Origin of the sequence: Massilia terrae, from assembly GCF_024753145.1 — a bacterium.
GTDB classification, from domain to species: Bacteria; Pseudomonadota; Gammaproteobacteria; order Burkholderiales; family Burkholderiaceae_D; genus Telluria; species Telluria terrae.
The window spans coordinates 1,621,418-1,638,253 of the sequence record NZ_JANUGU010000001.1 but is presented as its reverse complement, the minus strand read 5'-3'; the positions used below and the strand labels follow the sequence as shown (position 1 = coordinate 1,638,253).

General features: G+C 63.3%; 14 protein-coding genes and 1 pseudogene. 9 read left to right on the top strand and 6 right to left on the bottom strand.

Going from position 1 to position 16,836, the window contains the following annotated elements; translation table 11 throughout:
• Positions 1-17: 17 nt before the first annotated feature.
• Entirely contained in the window at positions 18-1,013 is a 996-nt protein-coding gene (locus tag NX778_RS07045) for a LacI family DNA-binding transcriptional regulator (protein WP_258810960.1), read from the bottom strand.
• A gap of 177 nt (positions 1,014-1,190) precedes the next feature.
• Here NX778_RS07045 and NX778_RS07040 point away from each other — a divergent pair, with 177 nt between their 5' ends.
• Complete coding sequence (locus tag NX778_RS07040; protein ID WP_258810959.1) at positions 1,191-3,074, top strand: NPCBM/NEW2 domain-containing protein; 1,884 nt, start codon at positions 1,191-1,193, stop codon at positions 3,072-3,074.
• Positions 3,075-3,160: 86 nt separating this feature from the next.
• On the opposite strand, the gene NX778_RS07035 is transcribed toward NX778_RS07040, so the two are convergent.
• The gene (locus tag NX778_RS07035) at positions 3,161-3,508 is read right to left on the bottom strand and encodes an energy transducer TonB (protein ID WP_258810958.1); all 348 of its coding nucleotides are present in this window, start codon (positions 3,506-3,508) and stop codon (positions 3,161-3,163) included.
• A gap of 248 nt (positions 3,509-3,756) precedes the next feature.
• Between NX778_RS07035 and NX778_RS07030 the strand changes: the two genes are divergently transcribed.
• From NX778_RS07030 to NX778_RS07015, 4 genes and pseudogenes are all read left to right on the top strand, one after another.
• A complete protein-coding gene (locus NX778_RS07030) occupies positions 3,757-4,317 on the top strand; it encodes a peroxiredoxin (protein WP_258810957.1) in 561 nt (186 codons plus the stop codon).
• Positions 4,318-4,548: 231 nt separating this feature from the next.
• Entirely contained in the window at positions 4,549-5,439 is an 891-nt protein-coding gene (locus NX778_RS07025) for an MBL fold metallo-hydrolase (protein WP_258810956.1), read from the top strand.
• A gap of 60 nt (positions 5,440-5,499) precedes the next feature.
• On the top strand, positions 5,500-5,952 hold the full coding sequence (locus tag NX778_RS07020; protein ID WP_258810955.1) for a carboxymuconolactone decarboxylase family protein: 453 nt from the start codon (positions 5,500-5,502) through the stop codon (positions 5,950-5,952).
• 36 nt (positions 5,953-5,988) lie between these two features.
• Positions 5,989-6,629, top strand: a pseudogene (locus NX778_RS07015) (HD domain-containing protein).
• A 13-nt stretch (positions 6,630-6,642) separates the two neighbouring features.
• Here NX778_RS07015 and NX778_RS07010 read toward each other — a convergent pair.
• The 3 genes from NX778_RS07010 to NX778_RS07000 all read right to left on the bottom strand — a co-directional run bounded on the left by NX778_RS07010 (position 6,643) and on the right by NX778_RS07000 (position 12,692).
• The gene (locus NX778_RS07010; protein WP_258810954.1) at positions 6,643-7,629 is read right to left on the bottom strand and encodes a GlxA family transcriptional regulator; all 987 of its coding nucleotides are present in this window, start codon (positions 7,627-7,629) and stop codon (positions 6,643-6,645) included.
• 91 nt (positions 7,630-7,720) lie between these two features.
• Positions 7,721-11,344: a TonB-dependent receptor gene (locus tag NX778_RS07005; protein WP_258810953.1), complete on the bottom strand. Its 3,624-nt coding sequence runs from the start codon at positions 11,342-11,344 to the stop codon at positions 7,721-7,723.
• A 382-nt stretch (positions 11,345-11,726) separates the two neighbouring features.
• On the bottom strand, positions 11,727-12,692 hold the full coding sequence (locus tag NX778_RS07000) for a GntR family transcriptional regulator (protein WP_258810952.1): 966 nt from the start codon (positions 12,690-12,692) through the stop codon (positions 11,727-11,729).
• Positions 12,693-12,776: 84 nt separating this feature from the next.
• Between NX778_RS07000 and NX778_RS06995 the strand changes: the two genes are divergently transcribed.
• The 3 genes from NX778_RS06995 (at position 12,777) to NX778_RS06985 (ending at position 15,745) form a co-directional block, all read left to right on the top strand.
• Entirely contained in the window at positions 12,777-13,145 is a 369-nt protein-coding gene (locus tag NX778_RS06995) for a VOC family protein (protein ID WP_258810951.1), read from the top strand.
• Positions 13,146-13,197: 52 nt separating this feature from the next.
• A complete protein-coding gene (locus tag NX778_RS06990) occupies positions 13,198-14,445 on the top strand; it encodes an MFS transporter (RefSeq protein ID WP_258810950.1) in 1,248 nt (415 codons plus the stop codon).
• A gap of 316 nt (positions 14,446-14,761) precedes the next feature.
• Positions 14,762-15,745 carry a YncE family protein gene (locus tag NX778_RS06985; protein ID WP_370661317.1) on the top strand — a complete coding sequence of 328 codons (984 nt, stop codon included), beginning with the start codon at positions 14,762-14,764 and terminating at the stop codon, positions 15,743-15,745.
• A 196-nt stretch (positions 15,746-15,941) separates the two neighbouring features.
• On the opposite strand, the gene copC is transcribed toward NX778_RS06985, so the two are convergent.
• Positions 15,942-16,307 (bottom strand): copper homeostasis periplasmic binding protein CopC, encoded by a 366-nt coding sequence (gene copC / locus NX778_RS06980; RefSeq protein WP_258810948.1) that lies wholly within the window; start codon positions 16,305-16,307, stop codon positions 15,942-15,944.
• Between the two features lie 61 nt (positions 16,308-16,368).
• Here copC and NX778_RS06975 point away from each other — a divergent pair, with 61 nt between their 5' ends.
• Positions 16,369-16,770, top strand: coding sequence for a hypothetical protein (locus NX778_RS06975; RefSeq protein WP_258810947.1), 402 nt, complete (start codon positions 16,369-16,371; stop codon positions 16,768-16,770).
• Positions 16,771-16,836 lie beyond the last annotated feature (66 nt).

Below are 16,836 nucleotides of genomic sequence, written 5' to 3'. Positions count from 1 at the left end.
GACGTGCCGGTGGGGGCTCAGCCCCGCCGCGCCAGCGTCGATGCGCGCAGGATCAGCTGCGGTGCGATCTTGGTCAGCTTCTCGACCGGCTCGCCGCGGATCACGGCCAGCAGCTTGTCCATTGCGGCCGCGCCCAGGCGCTCGCTCTGCAGGTCGACCGTGGTCAGCGCCGGCGTCGTGTATTTGCCGTAGGGAATATTGTCGAAGCCGACCACGGAGATGTCGCGCGGGACCGCCACGCCCAGGTTGGCGGCTTCCTTCATGAAGCCGAGCGCCATCAGGTCGTTGTAGCAGATCAGCGCGTCCGGCCCTCCGCTGCCCAGCACAATGGAAGAGCACAGGCGCTCGCCCTCCAGCAGCGAGGGCGCTTCCGCGTCGTAGATGGCGAGGTCGAGGCCGGCCGCGCCCAGGCACTCGCGGATGCCGCCCAGGCGCTCCTCGTCGCGGCGCGACTTGGAAAAGCCGAGGTAGGCGAAGCGCTTGTGGCCGAGCAGGCGCAGGTGCTGGGTCAGCATGAAGGCGCCGCCGTGGTCGTCGCTGGCGAAGGTCGGCAGCGGCAGTTCGTTCAGGCTGCCGAAGAACACCAGCGGCTTGTCGATCTCGGCCATCCACGTCATCTCGTGCTCGCGCATGCGCGAGAACACGATCATGCCATCCACGCGCCGCGCGAGTTCCTCCAGCGTACGCCGCTCGCGGCTAGGAGTTTCCTCGGTGTCGATCAGGAGCACGGAAAAGCCGCGGTCGTTGGCGACCCGGTTCGCCCCCTTCAGGATGCTGGAGAAGTACGGGTTGGTAATGTCCAACACCGACAGGCCGATGGTGTCGGTGCGCCCGGTGATCATCGACTTGGCCAGCGGATTGGACTTGTAGCCCAGGCTGGTGATCGCACTCTGCAGCGCCGCCTCGACCTTGGGCGAGAAACGCTGTGCGCCGTTGATGTATTTCGATACGGTGGCGGTCGATACCTGGGCGGCTGCGGCGACGTCGCGGATGGTTGGGGCGGCTCGTTTCATGGATGGTAATCGTTATTCTTCGCGTCATCTTAGCATGTAGATCTAGTCTCCTTTGTGGTTTGCCACCGTCATTGGAATCATTAGGCCGGCCGGCTTCCCCGTGGAATAGCGTACAAGAAATTGACAGGGAAAGGTTTTTGGATATACTTGGTTAAACGTTTAACAACGAGTCGAGCCATGAGTCAAGCGATAGCTTCCAAACCTTTCAAGCGCCTTCTCCTGACGGGCGCCGGCGGCCGCCTCGGCAGCGTCAAGCCGGCATCAAAAATATTGTTGGCATCGATCCTGTTTGCGTCGACTGCTGCGGTGGCCCAATCGGTGCCCGATATGTGGTCACCGTTGTCCGCCACCAGCAAGCAAATTCGATTCACCTTGCCGCCCATGGGTTGGAGTAGTTGGAATACATTCGGCAGACACGTCAACGAAGATCTGATCAAGAAGACCGCTGACGCCATGGTATCGAGCGGATTGCGAGATGCGGGCTATATCTACATCGACATCGACGATGGATGGATGAAAGGCCGTGAGCACGATGGGACCATCAAGGCTGACCCTGACAAGTTTCCCTCTGGGATGAAGGCGCTTGCCGATTATGTCCACTCGAAGGGGCTGAAGCTGGGCTTGTACACGACCAATTACACCGTCACCTGCGCAGGTCGTAAAGGCGGCGGCCTGGTCGGTAGCCTGGGCCACGAATTCCAGGATGCGGCTGCCATGGCTGCCTGGGGTATCGACTTGCTTAAGTTCGACAATTGCGATGGTAGCGCGGAAAGCTTCTACGCAATGCGCGCGGCACTTGACGCAATTGAAAAGAAGAGTGGCAAGAAGATCTACTTGAATTTGCATTATGTGACCCGGCCGGACGCATTTCCCCACACGCCGGATAGCTGGGCAGCTACCCGGCTTGGTGATTCGGCGCGAATCGCCCGCGACATCTCGCGGAAATGGGAAACGGTCGAACATCTGATCGACGATGCCAGGGTGCTGGCGCCAGCATACATTCAGCCGGGATTCGTTGCGGATATGGATTCCTTTGAAGTGGGCCACGCGGAATTGTCGCCAGACGAGGCAAGAACCCATGTTTCCGTTTGGGCCGTCATGTCTGCGCCCTTCATGGCCGGGAATGACTTGACGAAGATGGATCGGGAAACCCAGGCGCTGCTGACCAATCCGGAAGTGATCGCAATCGATCAGGATCCGCTGGGCTTCGGAGCAAGCGAGGTCGGGCTAAGGCCCGGTCAGCAGGCAAGGACTCACATGCTCGCCAAGCCCCTTGCAAGCTCCGGCAGCAGGGCAGTGGCGTTGGTGAATCAAGGCGACCAGGCGGCAAACCTTACTGTGAAGTTTGCCGACCTCGGTTTGGCTGAAGGGCTTGTATTGGTGCGCGACGTGTGGACGCACAAGGATCTTGGCCGCATGAAGGACTCGTTCTCCACGGAGCTGCCTCCGCATGGCACCATGTTGGTCACTGTGGCTGGCCAGGAGCCTGCGCTCTCGGGCTTGGTTGAATTGAGCTCCGTACATTGGGCGCATGCCGCGTTCAACCGTATCGATACATCGCCCTATACCTCGAATATCGCGATCGATGCGGCGCCGCCGGCTGCCCACACGGACGTGAAGGCAGTTCCGATTAGCACCGCCCTCACCGTCAATGCCAGCCTGGCAGTTCCGGTCGCAGACCGCAAGATGAGCATTGCGGGCAAAAGCTACGCAAGGGGTTTCGGCATCTTGGGTGCGCCAACACAAATTGCGTATCGACTTGATCGGAAGTGTTCGGAATTTACCGCGGATATCGGCGCCGACGATACTGGCAATCCTGCCGGTGCCGTCAATTTCGAGGTTTGGGGCGATGGCAGAAAGCTGTATGACAGCGGGATGATGCAGCCAGGCGACGAAGCCAAGCGGATCAACGTTAACGTCAGCCAGGTTGCCATGTTGCGCCTGATCGTGAACGGGCAGAACGGCGGAATGCTCGATGATCTGATTCACCGTTCAGGTGGGCAAAGTGCATTTGACACTGCAGACTGGGCTGCCCCGCAACTGCATTGCACAAAACCTTAGTCTTGGTCGGGGAAGATTTGCGCCCGCATGGCGGGCGCTACGCGAGCGCAGCTGGCGCGCTCAGCCAGCAGCCGCGTACATCGGCATCAGTTCATGACCCACTTGTATTGCACGGTGGCCCAGACTGACGACCTGTCGCTGTCTTTCGGGGTCGCCCCGAACTTGCAGGTGGCTCCGGCGCGTAGCGAGGCCTTGTCCAGCGCGCGGTGACCGCTGGACTCGATCACTTTGGCGTCTTGTACCGAACCATCCGCGCCCACCAGCACGGCCAGGCGTACGGTACCTTGGAGGTCCTCATCTTGCCAGCCCCTGGGGTAGTCAGGAACGTTGCAGTTGGCCGATTTCAGGCGCGCGCCCGGTTCAGCGGCGTTTGCGGCGAACGCGGTCAGCAACAGGGTGGAAGCGATAGCAACAATGCGAAGTTTGGCGATCATGATGAGCTCCAATAGTTTGGGTTCGGAATATTGCTGGTACGAATCCACTTTAGTGCGCCGCAGCATAGTTTGAAAAATTTATTCTTTGAATACTTGTCATCTTTATTGCGAATAGGCGTCCTGCGGAAGCGATTGAGGGGCCGCCGGCACAAAATCAATGTTTTGGACCACAACTTCTTGACTCTCATGGGCGAACTGGCAAGTATGACGATCGAAGTATCCCAACCACCCCTTCAAAGGAGTTCTACATGACCACGCTCGGCACGAAACTCTCGCATGCTGCAACAGCAACCATCCTGGCGCTTTCCGCCTCCCTCGCCCAAGCGGCCTTGCCCGAAGGTGCCAAGGCGCCGGATTTTCAATTGAACGCCGCGCTCGCCGGCAAGCCGATGACGTTCTCGCTTGCTGATGCGCTCCGCCAAGGCCCGGTTGTGCTGTACTTCTTTCCCGCGGCATTCACGAAAGGCTGCACCGTGGAAGCGCATGAATTCGCCGAAGCGACCGAGGATTTCAAGAAGTTGAACGCGACCGTGATCGGTGTCACTGCCGGCAATGTCGACCGTGTCGCCGAGTTTTCAAAGCTCGAATGCCGCGACAAGTTCGCAGTTGCAGCCGATCCTGGCGCCAAAGTGGCCGCGGAGTATCAAACCCAATTCAAAACCAAGAACGGCACCGCGCTCTCCGAACGTACGTCTTACGTCATTGCTCCGGATGGGAAGATTTTGCTTAGCTACACCGACTCCAAGCCCGAGCTGCACATCCAGAAAACGATGAGTGCAGTAAAGGCCTGGCACGACGCGGCGAAATGAACCAGATCCGGTCGTGAGAAGCGGCCATCAATCATCACCCGAACAAGAAACCCGTTGACCTGTAGAGGCAACGGGTTTTTTTCGACAAATCTCCGCATTGTGGCGATGGCCCATTTGTTACGTAGGATGGCCTGTGGGCCACTGTTCGCGCGCCGCCCCTGCGCCGAAAATGCCTGGCATGGGGAACGTTTCGGTCCCTGGACGCCACACTTCATTTGCGGAGCCGAATCCATGAACATCCTGAACAATTTGCACATCACTGCTGGCGCCGCATGTGCCATCCTGCTCTCCGGCTGTGCGGGCATCCCGGGCCAAGCCGAAGCGACCCCTGTTGCGCGGGCCGTCAAGTTCACGCAGGTGCGCAGTGCGGCCATCAAGGTGGAGTACGCCGGCACCACCTTCCTGGTGGACCCGATGCTCGCCCCGAAGGGCGCGTATCCGGGCTTCCCCGGCACCGTCAACAGCCACCTGCGCAATCCGCTGGTCGATCTGCCGATGCCGCTGAGCGAAGTCATCAAGGCCGATGCCGTCATCGTCACCCATGTCCAACACTACGACCATTGGGATGACGAGGCACGGCGCGTCCTTCCGAAGAATATCCCGATCTTTACGCAGAGCGAGGAGGATGCCGAGAGCATCCGCAAGGACGGCTTCACCGACGTGCGGGTGCTCACCACAAAGGTCGATTTTCACGGTACCTTCCTGAGCAAGACCGCCGGCCAGCATGGCAGCGACGAGATGTTGGCGGGGCGCGGCAAGCGCCTCGGCAAGTCATCAGGCGTGCTGTTCGAGCGGCCCGGCTACAAGACCGTGTACGTGGCCGGCGACACGACCTGGAACCGCTTCGTGGAGGACGCCATTGCGCGGTACCGGCCGGATGTCATGGTCATCAACGCTTGCTACGGCCGGCTGGTCGGCTATGAAGGCTCCTTCATCATGGGCAAGGAAGACCTCTACCGCGCTTACCAGGCCCTACCCAAGGCCACCGTGGTGGCCAGCCACATGGAATCGCTCGCGCACTGCACGCAAAGCCGCCGCGACCTGCGCGACTACATCGCGGAAAAAGGCATGAGCGCGCAGCGCGTGTTGGTCCCGGCAGACGGGGAGTCGTACAGTTTTTAGCATCGGCCATGATTCAAACCCCGGCCGGCCAGTGCGCCGGCCATCAACAGGAGAAATGAAATGACACAGCGCATGGATTACAACGCGGCCACACCGGCCGGCATGAAGGCACTCGGCGGCGTGTACGGCCACATCTTGCAGTCCGGACTATCCAAAGTGTTGGTGGACCTCGTCTACCTGCGCATCTCGCAGCTGAATGGCTGCGCCTATTGCATCGACTTGCACTCGCGCGACCTGCTGAAGGAAGGCGTGTCGGTCGACAAGCTGGTGCTGGTGCCGGCCTGGCGCGAGGGCGGCGCCTTGTTCGATGCCAGCGAGCGCGCCGCGCTAGCCTGGGCCGAGACCGTGACACTGGTGGCCGATACCGGCGTACCGGACGCCGAGTACGAGGCCGCAGCGGCGGTGTTCAGCGCGACCCAACTGGCCGACCTGACGATTGCAATCGGGTTGATGAACGCTTACAACCGTATGGCGATCAGCTTCCGCGCCACGCCGGCCGGGGCCGCACGCTAAGCGCCTGAGAGAGCCTGTACCCGGCAAGGTGACACCATGAATGCGACCGAAATCTGTGGAGTAGCCATACCGGACAGCAGCATCGCCCGGAACATCACCAAGTTCATTCGCGACACCGAGAGCGACATGCTGTTCCAGCACTCCACGCGGGTCTACTATTGGGCTGCGCTGCTGGGACAGCGCAAGGGGCTGACATTCGATGCCGAGCTGCTCTATGCCGCCGCGATGTTTCACGACATCGGCATCACGCCGCACTACCACGCCAGCCAGCTCCGCTTCGAGGTGGACGGGGCCAACGCCGCCCGCGAGTTTTTGCGCAGCCATGGCATTGCGGAAACCGAGGTCGAAAAGGTTTGGCTAGCAATTGCCCTGCACACCACGCCGGGCATTCCGGAACACATGCAGCCCGAGGTCGCGCTGGTACAGGCAGGTGCGGGATGGACATGACCGGGCGTAACCGTGACGACTTCACTGAGGAAGAGCGCAAGGCCGTCAAGTCGGCCTGTCCGCGCGGCCACGATTTCGCGCACGAAGTGATCGATACCTTCTACCAAGGGCTCAAGCACCGGCCGGACACGACGTTCGGCACCTTCAACGACGATTTCCTCGCTTTCAAGGATCCGCACTTCCGGCGCGGCAATCTATGCAGCATCATCCTCGCAGCAGCGTGGCGTTAGCGCGAGTCGTAGCCTACTGCTGCTCCTGCGCGCGGAACTGCTTGCGGTAGACCGATGGCGATATGCCGAGCGCGGCGCGGAAATGCTGGCGCAGAGAAAACGCTGTGCCGAAGCCGGCCTGCTGCGCCACCAGTTCTATGGCCGCGTCGCCACTTTCAAGCATGCGCTGCGCGTGCGCGATCCGCTGGCTCAGCAACCACTGCTTGAGCGAGGTCCCCGTCGTCTGGCGGAAATGCCGCGTGAAGTTACGGCGGCTCATGGCGGCACGTTGCGCCAGCGCTTCGATGCTGTGCTCCTCTTCGAGGTGCTGCGCCACCCAGTCCAGTACCTGCGAGAGCCTGCCGTCGGTCTTGGTGACGGGGACGGCGCGCTCGATGAACTGCGCCTGCCCGCCTTGCCGGTGCGGTGCGATCAGCAGTCGCTTGGCACGGCGGTTGGCGACCTCGGCGCCCGACAGGCGGCGCAGCAAATGGAAACAGCAGTCGAGGCCGGCAGCAACGCCCGCCGACGTGAGTACATTTCCCTCGTCCACATACAACACGTCCGGATCAACCTTCACCTTGGGATAACGCTCGGCCAGCGTGCCCACGCATTCCCAGTGGGTGGTGGCCGTGCGTCCATCGAGCAGGCCGGCCTGCGCCAGCGGGAACGCGCCCAGGCACAGGCCGACCACGGTGGCGCCGGCGCCGTGCGCGCGTTGCAGGGCCCGCAGCAGCCCGGCAGGGGCAGGGCGGCAATCGTCGTGCCACGAGGGCATGACCACGATGTCGGCGGAGTCCACGGCGCCGAGATCCGCCTGTGTGCCGATCGAAAAGCCGGCCTCGGTGGCAAGGCGGCGCGAGTCGGCCGAGCACACCACTACCTCGAATTTTGAGACCGCAGGGTCGCGCCCGTTGCCCTTGAAGACAAGGCAGGGCACCGACAAGTGAAAGGGCGAGATACCGTCGAAAGCGATAACGACCACCTTGAGACGGCGACTGGATCCGGGCGGTTTGCGCATGGCCCGATTATATCGAATGTAGAGATTGGGGACGCGCCGCGCCCCCGGCTTGCCCGAACCGCCCGCCAGACTGCGGCGGGCGGCCCTGGCCTTACAGATTGCGCCAGTTCAGGCCCACCGTGATGCGCCGGCCCGGATAGTAGTACGACGCGTAGTTCGGACCACTTGCGTAGCCGAGCGACGGCAGGCTCTGGGTCGCAGTCTGGTTGGTCAGGTTGCGGCCCTCGATGAAGATGTCGAGCGACTTCGAGATCCGGTACGCGATTTTGCCGTCGACGTAGCGCGTCATGTCCGTGTACTGCGGCGAACCCGGGTTGTACTGCGGACTGCGGGTGGCCAGGTCCGAGGTATTCGGGTAGATCCCCAGGTTGTAGTTCACGCCGTTGAGCGTCGCGCCGCAAGGCACCGTGCAGCTGTACTTGGCGCCCACGCCCTGGACCGCCACGCGCGCCGAAAACTTGCCGTCGTCATACCACAGCGCCCAGTTGTAGGACCAGCGCGGCTCGCCGCGTGGCGACAGCGTTTCGCCGTTCAGGAAGTCGAACACCAGGCGGCTCAGGTTCGAGTGCTGGCGGGTCAGGTTGGCGTCCAGGCCGGTGTAGCGCAGCTTCCAGGGCAGGAAGGTGAACGCGGTCTTGCCACTGAACTCGACGCCGGTGCGCACCGCCGCCGGACCGTTGACCCACTGGTTGTAGGAGAAGGTCTCCTCGCTGAGCGGCACGCCGGAACCCGGGGCCAGCAGGTCGGTGCCGGCAAACACCGACACCCCGTTCACGCCCTTGGTGATGGCCGGGCCAACCTTGCCTTGCTGCTTGTAGGCGGAGGCCGTGAGCATCGTGTCCTTGTTCGGATACCACTCGACGGACAGGTTCTGGTTGGTGTTCTGCTGGCCTTTCAGCGCCGGATTGCCGAAGGTGCCGCAGGTCATGTCCGCGCCTTCGCCGAGCGTGTCGTCGCGGCGCGGGTCGATCGTGCAGGTGCCGGCCGCCAACAGGCGGCTGGCCGGCGGCTGGGCCACGGTCTTGGCGTGGTTGTAGCGCACCACCACCTTGTCCGGCACGACCCACATCGCCAGGTTGTAGATCGGCAGGAAGTCGTTACGCGTCGAATCGAGCTCCACGTTCCGCGTGGCCTGGTACAGCAGCACGCCGGCAGCATTGTTCGGATCGAGAGGATTGAATTGCGCCGTCTTGACATAGGTCTGGATGGTCGCCAGGCCCGAGCCATGCACCTTGGTCCGGATATAGCGGTAGCCCAGATTGCCTTCCAGCTCCCAGCCGAACGGGAGCGCACGGCTGGTGAACGGGATGTGGTCCAGGCTGAAGTCCGACATCACGTAGAACGCTTCGGAGCGCTCGCGCACGCGCGAGACCGGCTGGGCGTAGACCTTGCCGTCGCTGCCGACGCATTCCTTGATGCAGTCATAGTTGATGTTCGGCACCCCAGCCATCGCGAACACCTTCTCGACGTCGATCTGGGTCCAGTTGTCGATCAGTTCGGCCGGACGGCCCGATGCGCCGTTGAACAGCCTGGTCTGGGTGGCCGGCGCATACATCGCGCCCGAGATGATGTCGGCAAACTGCTGCTGCGTCATCACGATCTGGCCGGCGCGCGAGGTGGCGCTGCTCGGGTTGTAGCCGTATTTGCACGGGGTGCCGCCGGCGCCCAGTGAACCGGCGGTATCGGCGCAGCCGACGATGGTGCCGCGGATCGAATTGCCCGGCACGGTGATGGCGGGAACGTAGCCGTCGGTGCCCGGCGTGCCGGTGGCCGCCTGCACGGTGTAGCCGCCCGCGCCCCAGGAATCGATGCGGGTGTCGCGGAAGTTGAAGCCCGACTTGATGCGCTTGAAGAAGGGCACCGATTCCGGCAGCGCGTAGGCCAGGTCGAGCTTGGCGGTGCGCTCGCCGGTCTCGGCTTCCCTCGGGTCGAAGTTGGTGGCGACGGTGCGGGTCAGCGCCGGTGCGGTATTCGAGGTCGGCGCCAGCAGCACGCTGGCCTTGGCCCAGTCGTTCAGGTTGACGCCCGCGGGCACGGTGTAGGCCCAGATGCCGGACGGCGCCATGGTCAGCGTCGACGGCCCGATGGTGTAGCCCCAGGACGTGCGCTTGTCGCCGCGCCAGTAGTTGGACTTGGAGTCGCCGACGAAGAACTCGGCGCTGAGCGCATCGTGCCGGTAGGCGCCGCCGAACTGCAGGTAACGGGTGTCGGTGCCCATCACGTTGTGGATCTGGTCCACGCCGACGCCGGCGCCGTCCACCGTGAACTGGGTCACGTGGTGGGTCGAGTCGACCGCGACCGAGCTCGGGATCACGTTCATCACCGCGCCCGTGACCAGCGGCCGGCCGCTGAAGTAGCTGGTGGCGTTGGGGAACAGGTAGCGCCCCGAGCCCGGGATGGCGGCGCGGACGTTGTTGGTGTCGATGTAGCCGCTGTCGTTCAGGGCGACGTTGCCGAGGCTGTAGGTCAGGTAGTTGTCGTCGACGTGGCGCTTGTTGTAGCTGCCCTTGGCGTAGATGGTCAGGTCGCGGTTGACCTTGAAGTCGGTGCGCAGGTCCAGGTTCTTGCGCATGTCGATCTGGCGCTTGACGAAGTAGCGCACCAGCGCCGGGATGTAGTCGTCCCACTGGTGCAGGCAGGACAGCTGCTCGTTCGAGCGCAGGTTGACCGCGGTGGTGCGGTTGGAGCTCGAGAGCGGCGACAGCTCGGGCGAACTGGTCGACAGGGTCGGGAAGGCCTTGTAGCAATCGGCCTTGGTCTGGGCCGCGGCCGATTTCGTCAGGATCTCCTGCGGCGTGGCGGCGGTGTACTTGTAGCCGTTGCTGCCGGAGAGCACGTTGACCGGCGTGGTCGACGCCGGGTCGTCCATGTTCAGCGTCTGCGGCTGGTAGGTGAAGGTCTTTTCCGGCGAATTGTCGAAGTCGACCATCCGCATATAGCCGGTGTTGCCGCTGGACGCAGTCTGGAACTGGTGCGATTCGTTGGTCAGGGTCTGGGCCGACAGGTTGGCCATCACGCCCAGGCGGCCGTCCAGGAACTTCTTGGTGACGATCAGGTTGGAGTCCGGATCCCACTTGTTGTTCAGGCTGGTATTGGTGGCCGCCGCGCGGATCGAGACGAAGGGCTTGTCGAAGTCGAGGGAAGTACGGGTCTTGATCTGGATGCTGCCGCCGAGCGAACCTTCGGTCATGTCGGCGGTCGAGCCCTTGACCACGTCCACGCTCTTGATCAGGTCGGCGGACAGCTGGCGGAACTCGGTGCCGCGGCCGTCGCCGCCGCCGTTCATGTCGGTGCCGCCGGCCGATTGCACGGCCTGGCCGTCGAGCTCGACGCGGGTCAGGTCCGGGCCGTTGCCGCGCACCGACACGCTGATGCCCTCGCCGTAGTCGCCGCGGTCGATCGCGATACCGGCGATGCGCGAGATCGCTTCGCCCACGTTACGGTCCGGCAGCGAACCGACGTCTTCAGCGACGATCGAGTCCATCGCCGTGGCGGCATTTTTCTTGCGGTCGATCGCCGACTGCTGCGAGCGGCGGGTGCTGACCACCACCGTGGTGATCTCGCCGGGCTGGGTGGCCGTGGGCGTGGCCGCCGGCTGCGCCGCCGGAGTTTCCTGGGCCAGCGCGACATGGCCGGCCATGAGCGAGGCCAGCGCCAGGGAAACTGCGTAACTTAATCGATTCAGCCGGATCTGGCCGGACGCCTTTTGATGCATAACTCTCTCTCCTTAATAATTTTTATTTTCAAAGCTATTGCTGTCGCTATCTGATCAGGCTATTCCGTTGGCACTCCCTCCCAGGTTGATCTCGCCACAGCACTCGGATGCTAAGATCCCAGCGCATCTTTACAAAGTTTATCGAAGTAAAGAGGCCACGGCACACCAGGCCTCTTATCGGTCATATAGTTGATCGGAGACAAGTTCCCAAACGTATGGGTCAGGATAGTAGGCCGCTTGCGTGTTGCTTTCTAATTCATTTTTTTCGCGTATTGATGCCGAAATTCATATCACCGGCTGGGCGAAAGAAGGCGGGCGCCCGCGCAAAGGTGCCCGAACCAGGGCTGCCCGGAGAGCGGGACGAGGTGGCGAGCGGTGGTGCTCAGGCGGCCTTGGGGGCGGGATGAAGCTTGTGTTCGCGGTTGCGCAAGGAGCTCAGCATCGTGGAGTGTGCGGAGCGCAGGTGGGTGCACATGGCCGCATGCGCGGCGGCGGCGTCGCCCTGCGACAGCGGGCGCAAGATCGCCAGGTGTTCCAGCAGCGCGTACTGATTGCGTGACAATTCGTCGCTTTTGTCCCACTGGTAGTGATAGTGGTAGACCATCGACACGACGTCATTCAGGTTTTCCGCGAACCGGTTGTCGAGCAGGCTGATGAGGAAGGAGTGGAACTCGCGGTCGAGCGCGGGAAATTCCGCATGCGCGGCAGCGGGCGCCTTGCCCAATGCCTCGTGGCGCGCCAGCAGCTCGTCCAGCCGGGCGAACACGGGATCGCCCGGCTCCAGCGTCGCAATGCGTTCGATGGCCTTCAGCTCGAACATCTCGCGCGCTTCGCCTAGCTCCTGCGCATATTTGGTATCGAAGGCGCACAAGCGCCAGCCACCGCGCGGATTCTTTTCGATCAGGCCGTTGCGCGAAAACCCGATCAGGAATTCGCGCACCGCGATCGTGCTGACCCCCGCCGCACGCGACAGTTCGGCTTCGGTGAATCCGGCGCCGGGCGGCAGGTCGCGCTGGTAAATCAGCCGCATCAGCATCTCTTGCAGTTGCTCGGTGTTGCTGTGCAGGGCAGACACATCGAAGTAATCGTCCGGCACCGGGATGCGGAGCAGATGCCGGTCCTTCATGCCCGCAATCAGCCCGCGCTCCACGAAGAAAGCCAGGGCGGCGCGCACGACGGTGCGGCTGCTGTCGACGATCGTGGTCATCTGGATTTCGGTCGGCAAGAGATCGCCCACCTGCAAGTCGCTGGCAATGTGTTCCAACAGGCGGTTGATGCTGCGCCGGGTCGTGGTGGGAAGCTTGGCCATGTGCCTGAAGGCTTGCAAGGAAGGATGGAAAGTTGCCATTCTACCTGCACACGCCCCCTTCGACATCACGCTGGCCGTGCCATAATGCACAGCATTGCACTCGACAAGCGCTGAGGAACAGACATGCCCCACATTGCCGGTATCGACCACGTCCAGGTAGCCATTCCTCCCGGCGCCGACGAAGAGGCGCGGGCCTTCTACGGCGGCGTGCTGGGCCTGGCCGAGATCCCGAAGCCGGCCCCGCTGAACGCCTCGGGCGGCCTGTGGTTCCTGGCGGGAACGGCGCAGGTCCACATCGGCAGCCAGCCCAATTTCATCGCTGCCAAAAAAGCCCATCCGGCCCTGCTGGTTCACGATTTCGACGGCTACTGCGCTTTGCTGCGCGAGCGTCAGGTGACCGTGCGCGAGGAAGTTCAGGTTTACGGGCGCCGCCGCGCCGGCATCGAAGACCCGTTCGGGAATCGCATTGAACTGATCGAGGCCGTGCGCTAATCTCTGGAGATCGATCAGACACTCCGGCGGCGACGCCGGCGGGGAGCCGTTCATGGCGGCCTTGCAAACGAATGGGTCGGTCCTGACGCGCTTGTTATGGGCGCGCGGCCTGCGCGCATTTGCCGACGGATACGTCAGCCTGCTGCTGCCGGTCTACCTGATCGGCCTGGGCATGAGCGCATTCGAGGTCGGCATCATTACGACCGGCACCTTGCTCGGCTCCGGCGCCTTGTCCTTGCTGGTCGGGCTGCACGCGGGGCGCCTTCGCTTTCGCAGCTGGCTGTTGCTGGCCTGCGCGCTGATGGCCGCTACCGGCATCGCTTTCGCCCTCGCCAGCGATTTCTGGCCATTGCTCGTCATCGCCGTCGTCGGCACGCTGAATCCGTCCAGTGGCGACGTCAGCGTGTTCCTGCCGCTCGAGCACGCGCTGCTGGCCGATACGGTCGAGGATAATCGCCGCACCGGCTTCTTCGCCCGCTACAACGTGGTCGGCTCGATCGTCGCGGCGCTGGGCGCGCTGATGGCGGGGCTGCCGCAGGTGCTCTCCGCGCTGCTTCATGTCGATGGCTTGACGGCGCTACGCTGCATGTTCCTGCTGTATGCGGTGCTGGGCATGGCCTGCGCGCTGGTCTATCGTGGCCTGCCGGCCTTGCGCAAGACGGAAGAGGGCAGGGGCAAGGCACCCTTGAGGAAATCGAAGCGCACCGCCTATACGCTGGCTGCCCTGTTCAGCCTGGACGCGTTCGGGGGCGGCTTCGTGGTCCAGTCGATGTTCGCCTTGTGGCTGTTCGACCGGTTCCAGCTGTCGCCCATGGCGACGGGCACGATCTTCTTCTGGACCGGACTCGTCTCCGCGGTGTCGTACCTTGCGGCGGCCTGGATCTCCGGTCGCTTCGGCCTGGTCAACACGATGGTGTTCACGCACCTGCCATCGAGTTTGCTGCTCATCCTGATCCCGTTCGCGCCGACATTGCCCTGGGCGCTGCTGCTGTTGATCGCCCGCAGCGCGCTGTCGCAAATGGATGTGCCGACGCGCTCTTCCTACGTCATGGCGATCACGCCGCCCGAGGAGCGTGCCGCGGCGGCGAGCGTTACGTCGGTGCCGCGCAGCCTGGCTGCTGCCGCCAGTCCGGCGCTGGCAGGCTATATGCTCACGCTGAGTACCTTCGGCTGGCCCTTGATTGCGGCCGGCGCCTGCAAGATCGTCTATGATCTGCTGCTGTACTTCAGGTTCAGGCACATCCGGCCGCCGGAGGAGCAGGCCCGGAGTCCGCGCAATCATTTGATCCCGGGGCGATGAAGCGCGCGCTGCTGGCTGTGGTCTTGGCGCTGGCGGCCATGCGGCCCGCTCAGGCGTTTCGCCATTCGACGGTACGGATGCCACCGTCGTCCGGAGCGGCGCGATGGCGTTCGAGGTCGGGTATCTGGACCTGGTGCGGGAGGGGAGCCGGCGGAGCCTGTCCGCGCCGGGCCTGGTGCTCAATGCCGGCATCTCGCCGGACAGTGAGCTTGTGGCCGAAGGCGCCGTGCGCGCCGCCGACAGCGATTCGTCGCGCACGGTGGGCGTCTGCGTGCTGGCTTTACCTGGAGTCCGCACCAGTGAATGGAGAAACGATATGCCCCGATTGAATCTGCGCCGACTGCTCGCGCTCGCCGCGCTCGCATCTTGCCAGGCCTTGGCGGCGGCAGACACATTGCAGCTGGTGCGTGATCTTCCTTTGCCCGGGCGGGCCACGCGGTGGGATTACATGAGCCTCGATGCCGCAAACGGAAAACTGGCGCTGGCCCACCTCGGGGACGACAGCGTAGTGGTGGTGAGCACCGAATCGGGGAAGGTGCTCGGCACGGTCGGCAATGTCAGGCAGGTGCACGGCGTGCTCGCGGTGCCGGAACTCGGGCGCATCTTTGCGACGGCCACGGGCAGCGATGAGCTGGTCGTCATCGATGAATCGAGCCTGGCGATCCTGGCGCGCGTGCCGGTGGGCCGCTATCCCGACGGGCTGGCCTATGCGCCGCGTGCCGGCAAGGTCTACGTGTCGGACAAGGAGGGCAAGACGGAGAGCGTGATCGATGTGCGCACGCACAAGCGCGTGGCGGTGGTCGCCTTGGGTGGCACAGTCGGGAACAGCCAGTACGATCCGATCAGCGGGCATGTGTACGTCAACGTGGAAGGGACAGGAGAGCTCGTCGAGCTCGATCCCGCCACCGACAAGATCGTCGGCCGCATTCGCCTGCCCAACGCCGATGGAAACCACGGCCTGCTGATCGAGCCGGAGCAGCGGCTCGCGTTCATCGCCTGTGAAGGCAACGACAAACTGCTCGTGCTGGACCTTCGGAGCAAGCGCGTCACGGCTGAATTCCCGGTCGGCGGTGAGCCTGACGTGCTGGCCTACGACCCGGGTCGCAAGCTGCTGTATGTCGCAACCGAGTCCGGGCCGGTGCACATGTTTCGCATTGGGCCGGACGGCGTGACGAAGGCCGTTTCAATTAGCGCTGGACGCAACGCGCATACGATAGCGGCCGACCCGCGCAGCCACGAGGTCTACCTGCCGCTGAACCAACCGCGCCCGACGCTGCGTGTCATGCGCCCGGTGGAGTAGCGGCCAGCAGCACGATACCCGCCAGGGCCAGGGTCGCCGGGTTGGACAGATTCCTGATAGAGGCTTCCCGTTCGCGCCCGGCGTCCTGCGTTCCAAATCGGAATAGCCGCGCGCGATCCACAGCGCCGCCATGCACGCCCCGAGCGCAATCGCCGCTGCCGCATACAGCACAACGGCAGCGCCGTCCTGCAGCATGCTACTTGACCTGGAACGTGAAGTCGCCCTTGGTCTTGTGGCTGTCGTGGGTCATGGCCGTCCATTGGACGCGGAAGGTCCCGTGGCCCAGGGCAGGCAAGGTGGCTGTCATGACGCTCGGATCGGCCTTGTCGACTTCGACGTGCGGCAGCTTGATGTCGGCATTCTTGTCGTCGCTGAGGATGATCTTGCTGAACGCGGGCTCCACCGCCTCATTGAACTTCAGCCTGATCTGCCTCGGCGCGGTTGCGACGATGCTGCCTGCGGCCGGATCGGATGACTGCAGCTTGGCATGGGCCTGCGCCGATGTGGCAAGTGCCGCGCCCGCGGCAAACGCGCCGGCCAGGAACAATCGCTTGGCGAACATGCTTACTCCCCTCACTCGACATTTACGTGCGGGGATGATAACCTGCCTGGGCTGATACGCCATGAGATATCCACGCCACATTCGACTGTTCGCCGCACTGCTTGCCCTGGTCAGCCTGCTGTTCACGCAGGTCGCCCTGGCCGCCTACGACTGTCCGCAACTGGCGAAGCAGATCGAGCAATCGGCGTCGATGATGCATACACCGGCGGCGCATGCGGACTGCTGCGCGCCTCACGACCAGCAAAGCCCCAACCTGTGCGACGCGCACAAACACGCGCAAACTCAGACGCCAGATTCACCGGTGCAGCCTCCCGTTGCGCCCTTCATCCCTGCGGCGCTCGTGGTCGAACTGTCGCCTATCGGACATCCGCTTCCGCTCAATCTTGACGCGCCGGCTGCGTTCCTGCAGGCGGCGAGCAGCTCACCACCCATCTCCATCAGGCACTGCTGCCTGCGCAATTAGCCCTCCGCTTGCTCTTCGTTCCATGGCTCTTCCCAGAAGGGCCGAGGTAGTCAATTGCATTTGGAG

What these genes read in the sequence shown, in the direction of transcription:
- NX778_RS07005 (WP_258810953.1), bottom strand. Translation starts at nt 11,344, where the DNA reads ATGCATCAAAAGGCGTCCGGCCAGATCCGGCTGAATCGATTAAGTTAC.
- NX778_RS07020 (WP_258810955.1), top strand. Translation starts at nt 5,500, where the DNA reads ATGACACAGCGCATGGATTACAACGCGGCCACACCGGCCGGCATGAAG.
- NX778_RS07030 (WP_258810957.1), top strand. Translation starts at nt 3,757, where the DNA reads ATGACCACGCTCGGCACGAAACTCTCGCATGCTGCAACAGCAACCATC.
- NX778_RS06995 (WP_258810951.1), top strand. Translation starts at nt 12,777, where the DNA reads ATGCCCCACATTGCCGGTATCGACCACGTCCAGGTAGCCATTCCTCCC.
- NX778_RS07040 (WP_258810959.1), top strand. Translation starts at nt 1,191, where the DNA reads ATGAGTCAAGCGATAGCTTCCAAACCTTTCAAGCGCCTTCTCCTGACG.
- NX778_RS07010 (WP_258810954.1), bottom strand. Translation starts at nt 7,629, where the DNA reads ATGCGCAAACCGCCCGGATCCAGTCGCCGTCTCAAGGTGGTCGTTATC.
- NX778_RS07045 (WP_258810960.1), bottom strand. Translation starts at nt 1,013, where the DNA reads ATGAAACGAGCCGCCCCAACCATCCGCGACGTCGCCGCAGCCGCCCAG.
- NX778_RS07035 (WP_258810958.1), bottom strand. Translation starts at nt 3,508, where the DNA reads ATGATCGCCAAACTTCGCATTGTTGCTATCGCTTCCACCCTGTTGCTG.
- NX778_RS06990 (WP_258810950.1), top strand. Translation starts at nt 13,198, where the DNA reads ATGGCGGCCTTGCAAACGAATGGGTCGGTCCTGACGCGCTTGTTATGG.
- NX778_RS07025 (WP_258810956.1), top strand. Translation starts at nt 4,549, where the DNA reads ATGAACATCCTGAACAATTTGCACATCACTGCTGGCGCCGCATGTGCC.
- NX778_RS06985 (WP_370661317.1), top strand. Translation starts at nt 14,762, where the DNA reads ATGCCCCGATTGAATCTGCGCCGACTGCTCGCGCTCGCCGCGCTCGCA.
- NX778_RS07000 (WP_258810952.1), bottom strand. Translation starts at nt 12,692, where the DNA reads ATGGCAACTTTCCATCCTTCCTTGCAAGCCTTCAGGCACATGGCCAAG.
- copC (WP_258810948.1), bottom strand. Translation starts at nt 16,307, where the DNA reads ATGTTCGCCAAGCGATTGTTCCTGGCCGGCGCGTTTGCCGCGGGCGCG.
- NX778_RS06975 (WP_258810947.1), top strand. Translation starts at nt 16,369, where the DNA reads ATGAGATATCCACGCCACATTCGACTGTTCGCCGCACTGCTTGCCCTG.